Raw genomic sequence first — 16,430 nt, forward strand, 5'->3', positions numbered from 1 at the left:
TCATAAATAACTACCGAGTTGTATTTTTAATCAAGTTGTTACTCATATTCCTTAAGTATAGCTACTAATTTATCTAAATCTGCAGGACGTAATTGATCTATAGGAAATGAGTCCACGCGGTTGATACGACGTATTAGTAAATGTTGATCTTCTACCCAAACCTGCGATATAAACTTCATGTCCAGCTCTAAAGTCTTACCTTCTATCTTAAGTTTAACTTGATCATCTCTTTTCCAATGTAAAGCATTTTTGCAAGTTGCTAACCATATTAAATAGGCTAATCCTATTAAATATAGCACCACACCTGGAATACCAAACCAAAGATCAGGAACAATAAATTGTGGAAATACAATCAGTATCCCAATAGCAATAGAAAGACACCATTGAACCCATCTAGGATAGGCACGCCACTTGGTATTAAAAAAATAAAACTTTTTAGCCATCTTAATTTATAAGATTATAAAAGACCTCTTGCTTTAATCTCAAGATATTTATTAATGGTATTTACAGTAAGGTGTTGCGGTTCTGTAAGAATGGTTTGTATACCATATTTGTTCAACTCATTAACGATGAGTTTCTTTTCATAGATAAACTTTTCTGCGATGGTTTTATCAAATATCTCACGAGTCGTATCTACCTCTTCTATAAGCATCTCTTTAAGTTCTGTGTTCTCAAAGAATATGATCACTAGTAAATGATTTTTAGCAATCGCTTGTAAATATGGTAATTGTCTATGTAAAGCATCAAGTGTTTCAAAGTTTGTATATAATAAGAGTAAACTACGATTTGTAATCTTGCGTTTAACGTCTATATATAATCTAGAAAAATCACTTTCTTTAAAATCTGTATCAACATTATAAAGTGTCTCGAGAATAAGATTCATTTGCGAAGCTCTTTTTTGAGCTACCACCTGATTAGATATGCGGTCTGAAAAGCCAAACATACCAGCTTTGTCACCTTTTTTTAAGGCTATATTACTAATCACTAAAGTCGCATTAATCGCATAATCAATCAATTTCATACCTTCAAAAGGCATTTTCATGACACGTCCTTTATCAATAACAGAGTAAACTGGTTGCGACTTTTCATCTTGATACTGATTAAGCATTAATTGCCCACGTTTTGCACTGGCTTTCCAGTTGATATTGCGCACATCATCACCTGGCACATAGTCTTTAATTTGCTCAAATTCCATAGTGTGCCCTATCCTACGTATTTTTTTCATTCCGTAGTCTTTGAGTTTATTGGTAAAAGCCATCAACTCATACTTACGCATTTGTAAAAAAGATGGATATGTAGGCGCCATAGCATCTGCATCAAAAAGATAACGCCGTTCTATAAAACCTAAAAAACTGGATACATAGACATTTAAAGACCCAAAGTGATACTCACCGCGTTCTACAGGTCTCACCGTATAATTAAACTCTCTAGACTTACCTGACTCGATAGTTGCATCTATAACAAAGTCTCGTTTCTGGAACTGAATAGGTAACTCATCAATAATTTTAATTGCAATTTTATAAGGGTATTGATTCGCAATCGCAATATTTATAGGGTTATTGTCTCCATTAGATAATTTATCTGGAATATTACGTTTTGCTTTAATTCCTTTTTGAAGTCGATATACTAATATAACATCGAGAATAGTAAGTGCTATAAACAGATAAAACGCAAACTTTAAATAGCTAAAAATAGCCGGGAATAAGAAAGAGACTATCAATAATATCACAAGCCCAATAAGCACTTGAAAAAAGCGCTTTGAGAAGTAAATACTCTTATAGAATTTATGTAGTTTCTTTTTCACTATCTAGGAATCTCTATGGTTTCTAAGATTTGTGCTACAGCTCGATCTGCAGTGAAGCCTTCCATTTCTCTTTCAGGAGTTAAAATAATTCTGTGTCGCATAACAGATTTTGCAATGTATTTAATATCGTCTGGTGTTACAAAATCACGTCCCATAAGAGCCGCATAAGCTTTAGACCCATTCATTATAGCAATTGATGCACGTGGTGATGCTCCTAGATAAAGATTTGCATTATTACGTGTGTTAAGAACAATCTCTGCTATATATTTAATTAGATTATCTTCAATGATAATGTCTTTAATAATAGTTTGATATTTTTTAATTGCAGCTGCTGATAGTACTCCTTCAATCAGCGTTTCTGGATCTTCATTTTTTCTAGCGTGATTACCTTCTAGTATCTTAATTTCTTCGTCTAGATTAGGGTAATCGACGTTAATCTTAAATAAGAAACGGTCTAGTTGTGCTTCTGGCAATCTATAGGTTCCTTCTTGTTCTACTGGGTTTTGAGTTGCAAATACTAAGAATGGTGTATCTAAATTGTACTCATGCCCATCAATAGTTACCTGACGCTCTGCCATCGCTTCAAATAGTGCCGCCTGTGTTTTTGCTGGTGCTCGATTGATCTCGTCAATAAGAATAATGTTTGAAAAGATAGGTCCTGCCTTAAATTCAAATTCATTGTTCTTCATACTAAAAACGCTTGTACCTAATATATCACTAGGCATTAAGTCTGGTGTGAATTGAATACGTGAAAAACCAATTTGCATGGTTTTGGCAAGTAATTTTGCTGTTACCGTTTTTGCTACACCAGGAACTCCTTCTATTAAGGAATGTCCATTTGCTAGAATAGAAACTATCAATAAGTCAATCATCTCTTCTTGACCGACTATTACTTTACCTAATTGCTCTTTAATTTTAACAACTGCAGCAGACAATTCTGTTAAATCAAGCCTATTTTTAAAAGCTAATCCATCTGACTTAGTAGCTTCTTCTACTTGAGGTTGATCTGGAACAAAAGCAGAAGATCCAGACTCTTGATCTGGTGTTTGAACAAACTGCTCTTGTGCGGCCTCGTGAACAGGTTGAGAATTAGTATCTTGATCTGATTGTGACTGGTTATCTTGTGGCTGGAGTTGGTCTTTATTTTCTTCCATAGTTATTTATTCCTTTAAAAAGGCTTCAATCCTTTTATTAAGTTGTTTTAATTCATATTCATTGTGTACTGATTTAGTACGCAACTTATTGATGTATAAAATGACATCTTCTGTAAAATTTTGTGATCTACCCGATTTAACCGCTAGTCTCTTTATGAAAGTAGTGTCTAATCTTTGAGTGTCTACAAAATATTTAGAACGCAATCGTTCTAAAAAATAATTAATCTTTTTATCAATAATACCGCTATAATCACCTGTTTGATAATATAAACTACCTATCGTCTTTGTAAATTCTACCGAACTATTTTTAAGTGGTTCTACAATAGGTATAATGCGCTGTCTACGTTTACCAGCAAAAATCATATAGATAATCACACCCAACAATGCTATATAATAAGCCCATTTTAAAGCAGGTTGAGATAGCACAAAACGCATGGGTGAGGTAATAACTTTGCGACCAGACTTACCATAGTCATCAAAGAATACTGGACCATCGTTCATATAGCTTAAAGCCTCTACAGCATACTGGTGTTTACCATCTTTGAGCATGTAATAGTTAGTAAATGATATAGGGTTGAGATTATAATAAAAAGCACCATCTCCAACCTTTATCTCGACAAAATTAACTTGTGGAGTCTCTCTGGTTAATCTTTTCTCTTCTTTATCATCTACATTAATATCAAGTTTTTCTTCTTTTTCACCTTCATCATTATCAATAGTTTCTTCAAGATAATCTGCAATGTATCCTTTAGAAGGTTCAAAGGCTAGCACCTCACCTAACACTTTAGTGTTTAAGGTATCATAAACTTCAAAAAACTTATAATCTGCACCTTTATCATAGACATAACTCCTATCTTTTAAAGATTTATTAACCAGTCTAGTTCTTACTGTATCCCTTCTAGAATAAGAGTAAAATGAAGAAGAGTTGGTCTCCAATCCTAACGTGTCTGCCAGAGTGCCATAAGCGCCATTACTGGCAATAAACACTTTATTACCACGCGCAACAAAATCCATTAAATAGTCACTTTCTACACTATCAAAACTGAGATAATCATTTATGAAAATATAGTTGGCATTTGTTATAGAATCATTCTTTAATAAAAAGTCGACAGGCACTTCATCAACAGATGTGATATCATCTCTATTAAAAATTTCATCTAACTGATCATATAATACAAACGCACCGAATGGTATTTTATCACCACTAGTAAAACTCTTTTGCCAGTTTAATGGTCTAGGTCTACTGCTTTCAAAAAAGAAAAGCATAACCACCACACCTAGCAGTACATATAGTATCGTTTTTGCTCTCTTATCTATCATGATGTCTGATTTTTAAGAGATTCAAACTTTGTTCTAGCGTCGTTAAATGTATGTTCATTAAGTTCAAACTCTCCATACCAAACATAATCATAGAGGTAGGATATTTTCTTAAAATGCTCTTTGAGGGCAGGCTCGTTAAGTTCGCGATAATAGTCGGAATTTGTTTTTTGAAAATCCCATTCAATCTTCTTATTAGTACTCAACCACTTTAAGGCGTCTAGATATAAATAGCGGACCGCATTTCTATAATTACCAGTAGCAACACTGTCTTTAATTAATTGACTCAAGTCGATTTGCTCGATGTGAGTTTCTTCCATATTTACGGTTGCTGCAACTCTAGCATTGCGAGTTAATAACGATTGGGCGCTTTCTTTAGAGAGCAATCTTACTAGAAAGTAGATCCCTACAGCGGCCATTATTATAAATATTAAAATCTTTAAAACGTCTGCCCAAAAAGGATTAATATCGATTCCAAATACATCACCTATCCAATTGAAAACACCGTTAAGAAATCTAGTAAAAAAGTTATCACCTTCATCAGACACTTCATAGTAGAAAAAATCATTACCGGTGTACTGTTCTCTCAGGTCATCACCTATATTCGGTATGTCCAGACTACGATTATCATAATCTCGGTTTAACGTGTCGGTAATTTCTCGAGGTCGTTCCTCTATTTTAGGAATAAGATCTTGTAGTGATTGCGCTTTCGCGAAAGCGGATATCAAAACAATACCTAAAAGCACTAATTTTCTCATATGTTCTCACCTATTTTTTCAATACGAGAACGCAAAAAAGTATTGTGCTTAAATTCATGTAAATTGAAATATACAAAAGCGTTAATGGTTTGCGATAACAATTGTATAAACATCAACATTAAACAGAATAAACTTATGACTACCACCAATAATATTTGACCAAAGACGCTTTCATCAAGACTAGTTCCTGACTCCACCGTATGGAAAATATACACACCTACAAGTATCGCTGGTAGTAGGTTTAGAGCCATTAAGGCTATTTGAATAATTAATCCTAACACAAAGTTCACTCCTATCGCTTTCCAAAAATTACTAAAAAGTAAATCCCATGCTTCACCAAATGCTCCAAAAACGGTAGAATCTTCATTGTGAACATAACTAAATATAGTGAGACTGATCCACGCATTAAATCCTAAACCTATGAAGATGCTAAGTATAGAGCCTAAGAATGGTATAAATGCTAGTATAACTTGAACGATTATATAAACAATATAAAGTCCAACAGCTACTAGAGCAACTAGAAAAATCCCTCCAAGATGACGTTTAGCCTTTTCCCAAGCATCTTTACGTGGTATATTATTAACCTTGCGCTGCTCGTATAAACTGACGTAAGCACTAGATAAAGTATAATTTAGCAATGTGGCAATTAATAACACCAGTATTAATAATATCACACCTATTCCCGTAATCATCGCTGCAGACTCTTCTGCATTTGATCCACCTATAGAATAGCTATTTTGCGCGATAGCAATAGCCACGATACCAGTGATCATTAGATAGACACTGATTAATATAAAAATGACAAAGATGCCATTATACCCTACGAACATATTGATGATTTCTTTAAAGTTTCCTTTCAAAAAATCAAAATATGCAGATATTATTCCTCCAAAGTCCCTACGTAATCTGGGCTCTATATACTTCCTCATTTTTTCTTTTTAGGTAATTAGGATAAATAATGTAATATCCTACAATAATAACAGAACTCAATAACAAAATTGCATATTTAAGGATCGAAGGCATAAAAGCATATCTGGTGACAAACCCTTCAATAAATCCAGCAACTATAAAAAGCGGTATAGTACTAATTAGTACTTTAAGTCCCTTTTTAGCACCTTTTACAAAAGATACCCGTCTAGAATAAGTGCCAGGAAACAATATAGAATTACCCATGATCATTCCGGCAGCACCACAAATAACGATTACAGACAGTTCGATAGTACCGTGCAACATAATTACACTCCACGCCTCTACAGCTACGTCTTCATTTGAGAACATAGCAAAAAAGGTCCCTACCATTATACCATTATTAAATAAAATATAACCCGAACCTATAGATGTCAACAGTCCAGCGGCAAAACACAACATTCCTACCTGAATATTATTTTTAGTAATCCATAAAAACATGCCCAACGCACCATCATCTTGATATATACCTGTAGGATTACCATTTCTTATGTTTTCTAAAGTTTCATTAACATAACGATCACCTAATATTAGTCTAGTAAAAGAATCGTCATATATAGTACTTATGGCACCTATAGCTACTGCTATCATAAAAATAGCAAAGGCATAAAAAAGCGTACGTTGATGATCTGCAAAAAATAAAGGAAACTCTGTCTTCCAGAAATCTACAATACGATTACCGCTTTCTTTTTTATTTACATATATTTTTTGATGCGCTTGACTTGCTAAAGAATTTAAATACAGTAAAGTTTTACTTTTTTTGTAATAAGTTTGAGCAAATGATAAATCGTTAGTCAATTGTATATAGAGCTCTGCAAGGTAATCTGGATCAATTTTAGAATTTGAGTCTAGAGCCTTTTCAAAAGCCACCCATTTTTCCTTATTTTGCTTCACAAAAGCTGCTTCACGCATAGCACGTTTTTTGGCTAAGATAAAAACTAATTTCAGCATGTCCAACACAAATGTAAATACAGCTCAAAATGTTAATATTAACTATCAGGTTTCTAGTCTAGGATATCGCATCGTCGCATTTATTATTGACCTGCTAGTCATGGCTGTGTATTTAATTGTAATTGATTACATCGGTTTAGGTTTTAGGGATATAGTAGATAACAACACTTATTTTGGTATTTCAGAATTACTTTTCCTTCCAGTAGCTTTTTATAGTTTATTCTTTAATATCGCATTTGGTGGTCGTACTCCTGGTAAATTTATTATGAAAATGAGAGTCGTTAAAATAGACGGATCACCAGCTAGATGGTCTGACTATTTAACCACATGGATTATAAGATTAATAGATATCTGGTCTACTAACGGCGGCGTGGGAATTATTGCTATCATTTTTACAGAGAAAAATCAGCGATTAGGAGACTCTGCTTCAGATACTATTGTTATCGACGCTCGCAAAACAACTAAAATTAGTCATACCATCTTAGAAGAAGTGGATCAGAGTTATGAACCTACCTTTATGATGGTTAATAATCTAAGTGACAATGATGTTAACGAGATTAAAGAAATTTATAGACTCGCTGCAGAGAGTCGTGACTTTAAGGCTCTACACCAATTACGTCATAAAGTAGAAGAGCTGTTGCAGACTAATTCAGAATTGAGAGATGGTATTTTTATACGTACGATCCTTAAAGACTATACATACCTCACACAAGGACGCTAGATGGATTTTATACAAGTAATTGATTTAATGGGAACGGTGGCGTTTGCCATATCTGGTGCTCTTGCCGCTTATAACAAGAAGTTAGATGCTTTTGGGATCATAATCATAGCATTTGTAACTGCTGCCGGTGGCGGTACCTTAAGAGATATACTACTAGGTGTTAGTCCAGTTTCTTGGATGACTAATATGAATCTAGTCTATACTATATTAATATGTGTACTGGTAACTTTCATATTTAGTCAGAAGTTGTTAAAACTGCGCAAAACACTTTTCTTTTTTGACACGATAGGTATCGGTTTATATACCGTTGTAGGTCTAGAAATGGGAATCACTGCAGGACTACATCCGTTTATTTGTGTCACACTAGGTTGTATTACGGCCTGTTTTGGTGGTGTGATCAGGGATATACTAGTAAATGAGATTCCCGTGATTTTCCGTAAAAACATTTATGCTACCGCATGTATCGCTGGTGGCGGTATTTACTTTATTCTTAGAAAATTTGAGGCTCCAGAAAACATCACATTTATCGTGTCAGGTATTTCGGTTATTGTGATTCGTATGCTGGCCGTTAAATTTAAATGGCAATTACCACGTCCTTACCTTGATTAATTTTGAAAGTATTGGTAGAATTATTACGCTTTCGCGAAAGCGTCATTTAAAGACATCGCTGCTTAATCCTTACCTGCTTTAAATAAAAAATCTTTCTCTGCTTTACTAAGGCTTTCATAACCGCTTGCAGATATTTTATCTAGAATAGCATCAATTTTCTTTTGCTGTGTAGACTTCTCTTTAGCAGTACTATTAGTAGATTTCTTATTGCGGTAAACCGTTTTCATAGGCGCCTTCTTTTCCTTTTTAGGAGTCGATTTAAACATTGATTGAAACCAATCACCAACTGATGAGAGTCCTTTCAAAATATCTATACCATCACGCATTTTATGTGCGGTATAAAATCCAATTGCGATACCACCTAAGTGTGCTAAGTTTCCACCGACATTATCACGAGCAAAAATACCAGCAATCGTCATGACCAATAGAAAGTATCCTATATACTTGAGTTTTAAATTAAAGAAAATCAATCGCACCTCTGTATCTGGCAGATATGAGCATACAAATAAGGCTACTGCATAAACACCAGCACTTGCTCCTACTAATCCAGCTGAATTTACATAGGTAGAAAACAAGCTTTCGCCTAATAAATAAAAAGCAGCTCCACTTAAAACACCTGCAAAGAATAAAGTGATTAGTTGACGACTATTAAAAAAATTAAGCATCATCTGTCCAAAACTGAACAGTATCAACATATTCCAAAATAAATGAAAAATACCGGAATGTAAAAAGGCATAGGTTATTATGGACCACGGTTGTAATAAAGTCTCCCATAAACCTGGTGGTAACCTGAACCAGTAGTATGATGGCGCATATACATATTGTAATAACCACGACACTAAAGTTAACGCTACAATGACAACAATTAATTGACCTAATGCGGATTGCTGTGCATACTTACTTTTTAAATCATCTATGAAAGTCATTAATCCCAACGGTATTTGTCCATGCTATTTCTTTTCCAGTACCAGGTAATTATAAAGCCTACTATAGCACCACCGACGTGTGCTGCATGACCTATATTATCTTGTACACCTGTAATACCTAATGTCGCTATGGTCTCGTATGCAAAGTAGGCACCTATCAACCATTTTGCCGCAATAGGAAAAGGAATAAATAGAATTTGTAATTTCACATTAGGATATAAAAAAGCAAATCCTGCCAGCACACCAAAGGTGCATCCACTTGCGCCTACCATTACACCCCAAAAATTAGGGTCACTAGCGGTCCCAAAAAGCTGTTGATCTACAATAGCTTGAGTAGCGCCTGCTTCTATCGCCTCACTAGTCCATGTTATATACTCGTAGTAGTCTATTCCAGTAGTTAATAAATAAGCTCCTATTCCAGAACTTAAGTAAAAGAAAATAAACTTATTGTTTCCCATCCAGCGTTCCAGTGGCGGACCAAAAATAGCTAACACATACATATTCATTAAAATATGTAGAAAATTTGCAGAATCATGCATGAACATGTGAGATATTGGTTGCCATATTTGAAACCTTGGATCTTCAAAGAAATGAAGAGCAAATGTGTCATATAATCCTGGAGCAATAAAAACAGTCCCTATATAAAAAACGACATTAAGAATAATAATACCTTTTACTACAGGCGTCATGTTACTAAACATACTAGTTGAACTTTAAATTTAGGCTTTCGCCCGTGATATTTATGAACACCTTTTTTCCTTGAGCGGTAAGTTCTGACTCTTTACAAGCAAATAATTCATCGACAAGATTCTCCATAGCCTCTTGACTCATAGATTCTCCACTTCTGATGGCCATTCCTCTAGCCATGGTAGCTGCTAGCCGATCTGATTGAGAAAAACTTTCTTTAGGTAAATCTAATTCGCTATCTCTGATGATAGTTTCCAGAACTTCTGGCACGTGTTTTTCTTTCAACTGGATAGGTAAGCCTACAATTTCAACAACATTATTTGCTAATGTTTTAAAGATAAAACCTGTCTGCTCTAGCTGTTCTTGTAATTGTGTTAAAATAGACACTTCATCAACAGGTAAATTAAGTCTCAACGGAAATAATAATTGTTGACTTGTACCTCTTTGTACAGTGATATGCTTTAATAATTGCTCATACAAAACACGTTCGTGAGCACGATTTTGATGAATGACCAGCATACCACTCTTTAATGTGCTGATGATAAATTTGCGCTGTAATTGAAAAATATTGCGTGTTACTTTCTCTTCCTCAAACATCGATGTAGTCATCGACACCTCTTCTGTCTCATCTAGTAAGGTTGAAGAATCATCTAATCCAGCATATAGCGATTCCCATGCTTGCGGCGCAGGTTTACTATAAGATGGAGTTGATTTACTGGTGCTAGAACTAGAACTGCCTGTATTTGAAAATGGATTAAAATCTGGATTAACTTCTATTTTAGGAGAACTGGTATTTTTCTTAGTATACTCATAAGGAACCTCGTATTGAGGTTCTTTGTCAAAATCAATCGCATTAATACTGAACTGTCCTAGTGCATGTTTTACACTTGCTCTAACAATGGCATATAAACTATGCTCATCGTCAAATTTGACCTCAGTTTTTGTAGGATGAATATTGATATCCACACTATCTTTAGGCACATCTAAAAATAAAAAATATGTTGGATTATTTTTCTCTTTAAGCAAGCCTTCAAAAGCACTAGTCACGGCGTGATGTAGATAATTATGCTTAATAAATCGGTCATTAACAAAGAAATATTGTAAACCTTTAGTTTTACGAGCAAACTCTGGTTTACCTACAAAACCAGATATTTTAACTAGTTCTGTTTCTTCTTCTACAGGAACTAACTTTTCATTAGTCTTTGCTCCCATAATATTTACAATACGCTGTCTGTAATTACTAATTGGTAAATTAAATAGCTCTGTATCGTTACTAGAGAATTTAAGTCCTACTTGAGGATGCGCCATAGCAACACGATGAAACTCATCAGTAATGTTGCGTAATTCTACATTATCAGATTTTAAAAATTTACGACGTGCTGGTACATTGTAAAACAAATTGCGAACGCTAATCATAGTTCCCTTTGTGGTTACGACAGGTTCTTGATTGACAACCTTACTACCTTCTATTTCAAGAATAGTACCTAGATCATCATCTTCTCTCTTGGTTTTTAACGACACATGTGCAATAGCCGCTACAGAAGCAAGCGCTTCACCACGAAACCCTTTTGTGTGCAAATCAAAAAGATCATTTGCATTAGTGATTTTTGAAGTAGCATGTCTTTCAAATGCCATACGAGCATCAGTCATGCTCATCCCTTTTCCATCATCAATGACCTGCACAAGTGTTTTACCAGCATCTTTAATAATTAAAGAAATTTGTGTGGCTCCAGCATCGATGGCGTTTTCTAACAACTCCTTTACAACACTGGCAGGTCGTTGCACAACTTCTCCAGCCGCGATCTGGTTGGCCACGTGATCGGGCAATAATCTTATAATGTCTGACATGAAGTCAATCTAAAATTTAAATATGGATAAATCAAAATCAATTAACCATAAAAAGACTAATACAAGCACAGCTACAATGATATATAAGCGTTTTTTAACACCTGCATCTACACCTTGCTTATAATCACTCATCGCTGTATTAAACCTATTTTTTAAACCACCAGCATCAATAGTTGATCGGTGTTCATCAAATTTATGTTTAATTTCAAACGGTCGTGTTCCTTCCTCTTGTTTATAAAAGCGAGGCTCGTAACTATACTTTTTATTTTTGCGACGTGTTAGAATTCCCATGATTATGGTTTATTACAAAGTTAATAAATATGCTATTGTAGATACGTCAAACACCATACCGACTATCAACAATATGACTAATAATTAAAAAATAGCCGTTTAAAGACGTGTTATGTTGAATAATTACGCTTTCGCGAAAGCGTAATCATCAACAAGTCAACCCATTCTATAACAGTGTAATATTTTTGTGATGTTTAGGCATTATATTTAAGGATTCCAAAAAAGACTTTTATAACATGAATCTAACCAATCCAGTAAACAGCATCCTTAAAGGGACTATCTCTTTTCTAATCATTTGTTTTAGTACGTTATCTTTTTCTCAAGACTCATATCCGATAGATTTTCAAGGAGATATCATTACCATGGAAACTAATATCGATAACTTTCAATGGTCACAATTTCCATCAAATAGTGTATTAAAAAACAGCTATACTGGATGGATACAATTTGCACAAACTCCTACTTACATAGTTCAACAAGAATTAAAAGCTGCAGGAATTACACTTGAAGCCTATTTACCTCATAGAACATATGCTTTTACAGCATCACAAGAAGTAAGTCCTATATTTTTAAAACAAAAAGGAGTCATTACAATTAGACCTTATGATAATCGCATGAGATTATCACATGATCTTAAAAATGAGACTATCGGTAATTGGGCTATTCGAGGAGATAAAATCCTTATCCAGATTCAATATTTCAAATCAATTACTCCAGAGGAAATTAGTATATACTTAAAAAACGATAGTATTGATATTATAGAAGTTTTTACCAGTGGTCACAACGTCATGGTCGCCATTGACAATGATCGTATTAATGAGATTGCCTCTCGTAACTATGTTCAATATATGGACATCATAGTACCTCCATCCATAAAAGAAGATACTGATGGAAGAGGTTTACACAGGTCTAATAATCTAGACACGCAACAGGTTGGTGGAAGAAACTACACTGGTGCTGGAATTGGTGTTCTAGTAAGAGATGATGGAATTGTTGGACCGCATATCGATTTTGAAGGCCGCATAGACAACTCACAGGCTAGTGGTTCAGGACAAACGCACGGCGATGGTGTTGCTGGTATTTTAGCTGGTGCTGGAAACCTCAATCCAGAAAATCGCGGTATGGCAGCTGGATCTAATGTTTATGTCTCAAATTATGCTTCTTCTTTTCTAGATAGCGCGACGACATCACTTATCGCAAATGGAGATGTTCAAATCACCAACTCTTCTTATGGAAATGGATGTAATGCAGGCTATACTATAACTGCAAATACTGTAGATACTCAAATTAATAATACACCTTCATTATTACATGTATTTTCTGCAGGAAATTCTAATGGGTCTGATTGCGGATATGGTGCTGGTGGCCAATGGGGAAATATAACGGGTGGACACAAACAAGGTAAAAATGTAATTGCAACCGCAAATGTAAATGATGATGGTACTCTTGCGGGAAGCAGTAGTAATGGACCTGCTACAGATGGACGTATCAAGCCAGATATTACAGCTCATGGGCAAGGTCATATATCAACTAATGAAAACAACGGTTATTTATCTTTTGGAGGAACCTCAGGTGCGGCACCTGGAATTGCAGGTGTAGCGGCTCAATTATATGATGCTTATCAAACCATAGCAAATGGTGTTTTACCAGAGTCAGCTTTAATAAAAGCTATCATGCTTAATACCGCAAATGACGTAGGTAATACTGGTCCTGATTTTCAATACGGCTGGGGAATTGTAAATGGGTTAAGAGCTGTTAAAACTATTGAAGGACGTAATTTTTTTAGCAGAACGGTTTCACAAGGTACATCACAAAGTCGTGTTGTTCCTGTACCACAAAATGCTTCACAAGTTAGAATAATGCTATACTGGAATGATCCGGCAGCTGCTACTGGTGTTTCCACTGCCCTAGTTAACGACTTAGATCTAGTGGTGAGTGATCCAGCTGGTTCTATTTACAATCCATGGGTTCTCAATAGCAGCCCAAATGCTGTGACTCTTAATGCTCCAGCTACTACTGGAATAGATCGACTGAATAACATGGAACAAGTCGTAATTGATAATCCTATCGCTGGTGATTATACTGTAGATATTACAGGATTTAATATACCCATGGGAATCCAAAAATTCTATGTTGTTTATGAAATAATAGAAGACCAACTGAACATCACATATCCTAATGGTGGTGAACCTTTAACACCAGGTAGTACAGAGTTTATTCAATGGGATGCTACTAATACTAGCGGTAATCTCTCATTAGAATATAGCTCTGATAACGGTACGAGTTGGAATGCAATCGCAACTGTAAGTAATACAAGTTTATTATATGAATGGACTGTTCCTAACGATGTCTCTGGTCAATGTCTCGTAAGAATAACTGATAGTAATGGTAATACAGACACTAGTGACGCTGCATTTTCTATTGCTCAACGAGTGACAGGTTTAAGCATTACGCAAGTATGCCCGACATATATTAATGTATCATGGAACGCGATGCCAGGTGCCACTTCATATGATATTTATACTTTAGGACAACAATTTATGGAAGTAAATGGTAGCAGTACAACTTTAAGCTACAGTATACCTATTACAAACATTAACGAAGTACAATGGATAGCGATCAGCGCTTCTGGCGGCAATGGATGGACTAGTCTGCGTACCAATGCTATAGAATATGACGGCAGTGGATTATTAAATTGCTCACTAAGCAACGATTTAACGGTTGTAAGTATTTTGAACACCACAGCAGATTTTCAAACCATTTGTAATCCTGGACCTATCATTGTATCGGCCAGTATAGAGAACCTAGGATCACAAGACCAGTCTAACTTTACAATATCATATCAAATCGATAATAATGCTATTATACAAGAGACTTATAATGGAACTCTTAATGCAGGTTCTTCCATTTTATATAACTTCAACACACCAGCAACTGTGAACGCAAATGGTGCAGGCACATTACGTGTTTGGGTAAGTACAACTAATGATGAACAATTAGTAAACGATGAAAAAACACTTGATTATTTTGCAACAGCAACAAGTGAATCATTAGACATTGTAGAACCTTTTGATGTAAATGGTGTACTACCTACAGGATGGATACTTGATAATCCAGATGGAAATACGACATGGACTGAAGAGATGAATGTTATAGGAGTTAATGGAAATCCGACAACAGCTGCATTCATTGACGGTGCAAACTATACCTCACGTGGACAAACAGATTCTTTTACTACAAATTATTATGATTTAAATTTTAATGGTACCGCTACACTTACTTTTGATTTAGCAAAAGCACAATGGTCTGCAACCTACAATGATGGACTAAGAGTAGAATTATCTACGGATTGCGGTAGCACATACAATCAAATTTATTTTAAAGATGGCTTAACACTTGCCACGGTACCCTATACTAATAGTACTTGGACACCTAGCAGTGCTTCAGACTGGCGACAAGAAAGTATAGACTTAAGCTCGTTTGTAGGTAATGATATAGTATTAAGGTTTGTTAACCTTAATGATTACAGTAACAGTACATATATTGATAACATATCTCTAAATAGCACATTATCAAATAAAGAAAACAAATTAGCAAGTGCTGTAAATTTATATCCTAACCCAGCAAATACAATAGCATTTATAGAAATAGATAAACTTACCGCAGAAACTGTAGAAATTCAAATTATGAATAGTTTAGGTCAGGTGATTCTACAAGCTGATAAAGTCAAAAGTTCAATGACTACAAAGCTAGATGTGAGTAATTATAAATCAGGACTATATTTTGTTAGAGTTAGCACTGGAGAATTACAAACAACAAAAAAGCTGATTATAAAATAATCAGCTTTCAAATATTGTTATAAAAAAGTATCTAATTAATGGTCGTTTTTAATAGCGGCCATTTTTATTGCAGCTATAGCCGCCTCAGACCCTTTATTTCCATGTTGTCCACCGCTACGAGCAGCAGATTGTGCATGGGTATCGTCTGTTAAAACACAAAATATAACAGGTATACGTGTTTTATTTAAATTAAGGTCTTTAATTCCTTGAGTAACACCTTGACATACAAAATCAAAATGAGCCGTTTCTCCACGTATCACGTTACCTACCGCGATTACAGCGTCTAATGGCTTTTTAGTCCTTCTATTAACAACTGGATAGGATCTGTGCTGCATCGTTTTACATCCATAGATCAACTCAAAAGAACCAGGAACGTTCATTCTATGAATATTAAACTGGTCAACACCACAGTCCATTAAAGCCTCTACAGCACCTTTATAAAGGTTTTCTGTAATATCATCATTCCATTCAGAAACAACAATCCCGATACGCATTGCTGCGGCATCGGGTATATTGTTTTTATCGTAATGTGATAAATCTTTTCCTTGTGTTGCCATGT

The 16,430-nt window shown here is 35.0% G+C and carries 15 protein-coding genes; 3 read left to right on the forward strand and 12 right to left on the reverse strand.

The features are described 5' to 3' along the window. Positions 1-38: 38 nt before the first annotated feature. Genes R1T42_RS06415 through R1T42_RS06445 form a run of 7 tightly spaced genes read right to left on the reverse strand, consistent with a single transcriptional unit; the run spans position 39 to position 6,911 of the window. Positions 39-443 carry a hypothetical protein gene (locus tag R1T42_RS06415; RefSeq protein WP_317291736.1) on the reverse strand — a complete coding sequence of 135 codons (405 nt, stop codon included), beginning with the start codon at positions 441-443 and terminating at the stop codon, positions 39-41. A gap of 14 nt (positions 444-457) precedes the next feature. Beyond that, entirely contained in the window at positions 458-1,804 is a 1,347-nt protein-coding gene (locus R1T42_RS06420) for a DUF58 domain-containing protein (RefSeq protein ID WP_317291737.1), read from the reverse strand. Continuing rightward, entirely contained in the window at positions 1,804-2,958 is a 1,155-nt protein-coding gene (locus R1T42_RS06425) for an AAA family ATPase (protein ID WP_317291738.1), read from the reverse strand. The genes R1T42_RS06420 and R1T42_RS06425 overlap by 1 nt, the downstream gene beginning before the upstream one ends. A 6-nt stretch (positions 2,959-2,964) precedes the next feature. Continuing rightward, entirely contained in the window at positions 2,965-4,278 is a 1,314-nt protein-coding gene (locus R1T42_RS06430) for a DUF4350 domain-containing protein (protein WP_317291739.1), read from the reverse strand. Then, positions 4,275-5,033 carry a DUF4129 domain-containing protein gene (locus R1T42_RS06435; protein WP_317291740.1) on the reverse strand — a complete coding sequence of 253 codons (759 nt, stop codon included), beginning with the start codon at positions 5,031-5,033 and terminating at the stop codon, positions 4,275-4,277. Before R1T42_RS06435 ends, R1T42_RS06430 begins: the two co-directional genes overlap by 4 nt. Further along, positions 5,030-5,962: a hypothetical protein gene (locus R1T42_RS06440; RefSeq protein ID WP_317291741.1), complete on the reverse strand. Its 933-nt coding sequence runs from the start codon at positions 5,960-5,962 to the stop codon at positions 5,030-5,032. The genes R1T42_RS06435 and R1T42_RS06440 overlap by 4 nt, the downstream gene beginning before the upstream one ends. Continuing rightward, positions 5,931-6,911: a stage II sporulation protein M gene (locus R1T42_RS06445; RefSeq protein WP_036585375.1), complete on the reverse strand. Its 981-nt coding sequence runs from the start codon at positions 6,909-6,911 to the stop codon at positions 5,931-5,933. The genes R1T42_RS06440 and R1T42_RS06445 overlap by 32 nt, the downstream gene beginning before the upstream one ends. A 37-nt stretch (positions 6,912-6,948) precedes the next feature. Between R1T42_RS06445 and R1T42_RS06450 the strand changes: the two genes are divergently transcribed. Next, the gene (locus tag R1T42_RS06450) at positions 6,949-7,671 is read left to right on the forward strand and encodes an RDD family protein (RefSeq protein WP_036585372.1); all 723 of its coding nucleotides are present in this window, start codon (positions 6,949-6,951) and stop codon (positions 7,669-7,671) included. Then, the gene (locus R1T42_RS06455; protein WP_317291742.1) at positions 7,672-8,280 is read left to right on the forward strand and encodes a trimeric intracellular cation channel family protein; all 609 of its coding nucleotides are present in this window, start codon (positions 7,672-7,674) and stop codon (positions 8,278-8,280) included. Between the two features lie 62 nt (positions 8,281-8,342). Here R1T42_RS06455 and R1T42_RS06460 read toward each other — a convergent pair whose 3' ends face one another. From R1T42_RS06460 to R1T42_RS06475, 4 genes are read right to left on the reverse strand one after another with little or no spacing between them, the layout of a single operon-like run. Then, a complete protein-coding gene (locus R1T42_RS06460) occupies positions 8,343-9,206 on the reverse strand; it encodes a rhomboid family intramembrane serine protease (protein WP_317291743.1) in 864 nt (287 codons plus the stop codon). Beyond that, on the reverse strand, positions 9,206-9,907 hold the full coding sequence (locus R1T42_RS06465) for a rhomboid family intramembrane serine protease (protein ID WP_317291744.1): 702 nt from the start codon (positions 9,905-9,907) through the stop codon (positions 9,206-9,208). The genes R1T42_RS06460 and R1T42_RS06465 overlap by 1 nt, the downstream gene beginning before the upstream one ends. Before the next feature lies 1 nt (position 9,908). Further along, positions 9,909-11,741 (reverse strand): DNA mismatch repair endonuclease MutL, encoded by a 1,833-nt coding sequence (gene mutL, locus R1T42_RS06470; RefSeq protein ID WP_042296259.1) that lies wholly within the window; start codon positions 11,739-11,741, stop codon positions 9,909-9,911. A 9-nt stretch (positions 11,742-11,750) separates the two neighbouring features. Further along, on the reverse strand, positions 11,751-12,032 hold the full coding sequence (locus tag R1T42_RS06475) for a hypothetical protein (protein ID WP_036584620.1): 282 nt from the start codon (positions 12,030-12,032) through the stop codon (positions 11,751-11,753). Between the two features lie 236 nt (positions 12,033-12,268). On the opposite strand from R1T42_RS06475, the gene R1T42_RS06480 reads away from it, so the two are divergent. After that, on the forward strand, positions 12,269-15,871 hold the full coding sequence (locus R1T42_RS06480) for a S8 family serine peptidase (RefSeq protein ID WP_317291745.1): 3,603 nt from the start codon (positions 12,269-12,271) through the stop codon (positions 15,869-15,871). A gap of 35 nt (positions 15,872-15,906) precedes the next feature. On the opposite strand, the gene ribH is transcribed toward R1T42_RS06480, so the two are convergent. Further along, positions 15,907-16,428: a 6,7-dimethyl-8-ribityllumazine synthase gene (ribH, locus tag R1T42_RS06485; protein ID WP_317291746.1), complete on the reverse strand. Its 522-nt coding sequence runs from the start codon at positions 16,426-16,428 to the stop codon at positions 15,907-15,909. Positions 16,429-16,430 lie beyond the last annotated feature (2 nt).

Origin of the sequence: Nonlabens ulvanivorans (genome assembly GCF_032922765.1) — a bacterium.
GTDB classification, from domain to species: domain Bacteria; phylum Bacteroidota; class Bacteroidia; order Flavobacteriales; family Flavobacteriaceae; genus Nonlabens; species Nonlabens ulvanivorans.

Coding starts and splice junctions, on each gene's coding strand:
- R1T42_RS06415 (WP_317291736.1), bottom strand. CDS start 443: ATGGCTAAAAAGTTTTATTTTTTTAATACCAAGTGGCGTGCCTATCCT.
- R1T42_RS06425 (WP_317291738.1), bottom strand. CDS start 2,958: ATGGAAGAAAATAAAGACCAACTCCAGCCACAAGATAACCAGTCACAA.
- R1T42_RS06430 (WP_317291739.1), bottom strand. CDS start 4,278: ATGATAGATAAGAGAGCAAAAACGATACTATATGTACTGCTAGGTGTG.
- R1T42_RS06435 (WP_317291740.1), bottom strand. CDS start 5,033: ATGAGAAAATTAGTGCTTTTAGGTATTGTTTTGATATCCGCTTTCGCG.
- R1T42_RS06440 (WP_317291741.1), bottom strand. CDS start 5,962: ATGAGGAAGTATATAGAGCCCAGATTACGTAGGGACTTTGGAGGAATA.
- R1T42_RS06445 (WP_036585375.1), bottom strand. CDS start 6,911: ATGCGTGAAGCAGCTTTTGTGAAGCAAAATAAGGAAAAATGGGTGGCT.
- R1T42_RS06450 (WP_036585372.1), top strand. CDS start 6,949: ATGTCCAACACAAATGTAAATACAGCTCAAAATGTTAATATTAACTAT.
- R1T42_RS06455 (WP_317291742.1), top strand. CDS start 7,672: ATGGATTTTATACAAGTAATTGATTTAATGGGAACGGTGGCGTTTGCC.
- R1T42_RS06460 (WP_317291743.1), bottom strand. CDS start 9,206: ATGACTTTCATAGATGATTTAAAAAGTAAGTATGCACAGCAATCCGCA.
- R1T42_RS06465 (WP_317291744.1), bottom strand. CDS start 9,907: ATGTTTAGTAACATGACGCCTGTAGTAAAAGGTATTATTATTCTTAAT.
- mutL (WP_042296259.1), bottom strand. CDS start 11,741: ATGTCAGACATTATAAGATTATTGCCCGATCACGTGGCCAACCAGATC.
- R1T42_RS06475 (WP_036584620.1), bottom strand. CDS start 12,032: ATGGGAATTCTAACACGTCGCAAAAATAAAAAGTATAGTTACGAGCCT.
- R1T42_RS06480 (WP_317291745.1), top strand. CDS start 12,269: ATGAATCTAACCAATCCAGTAAACAGCATCCTTAAAGGGACTATCTCT.
- ribH (WP_317291746.1), bottom strand. CDS start 16,428: ATGGCAACACAAGGAAAAGATTTATCACATTACGATAAAAACAATATA.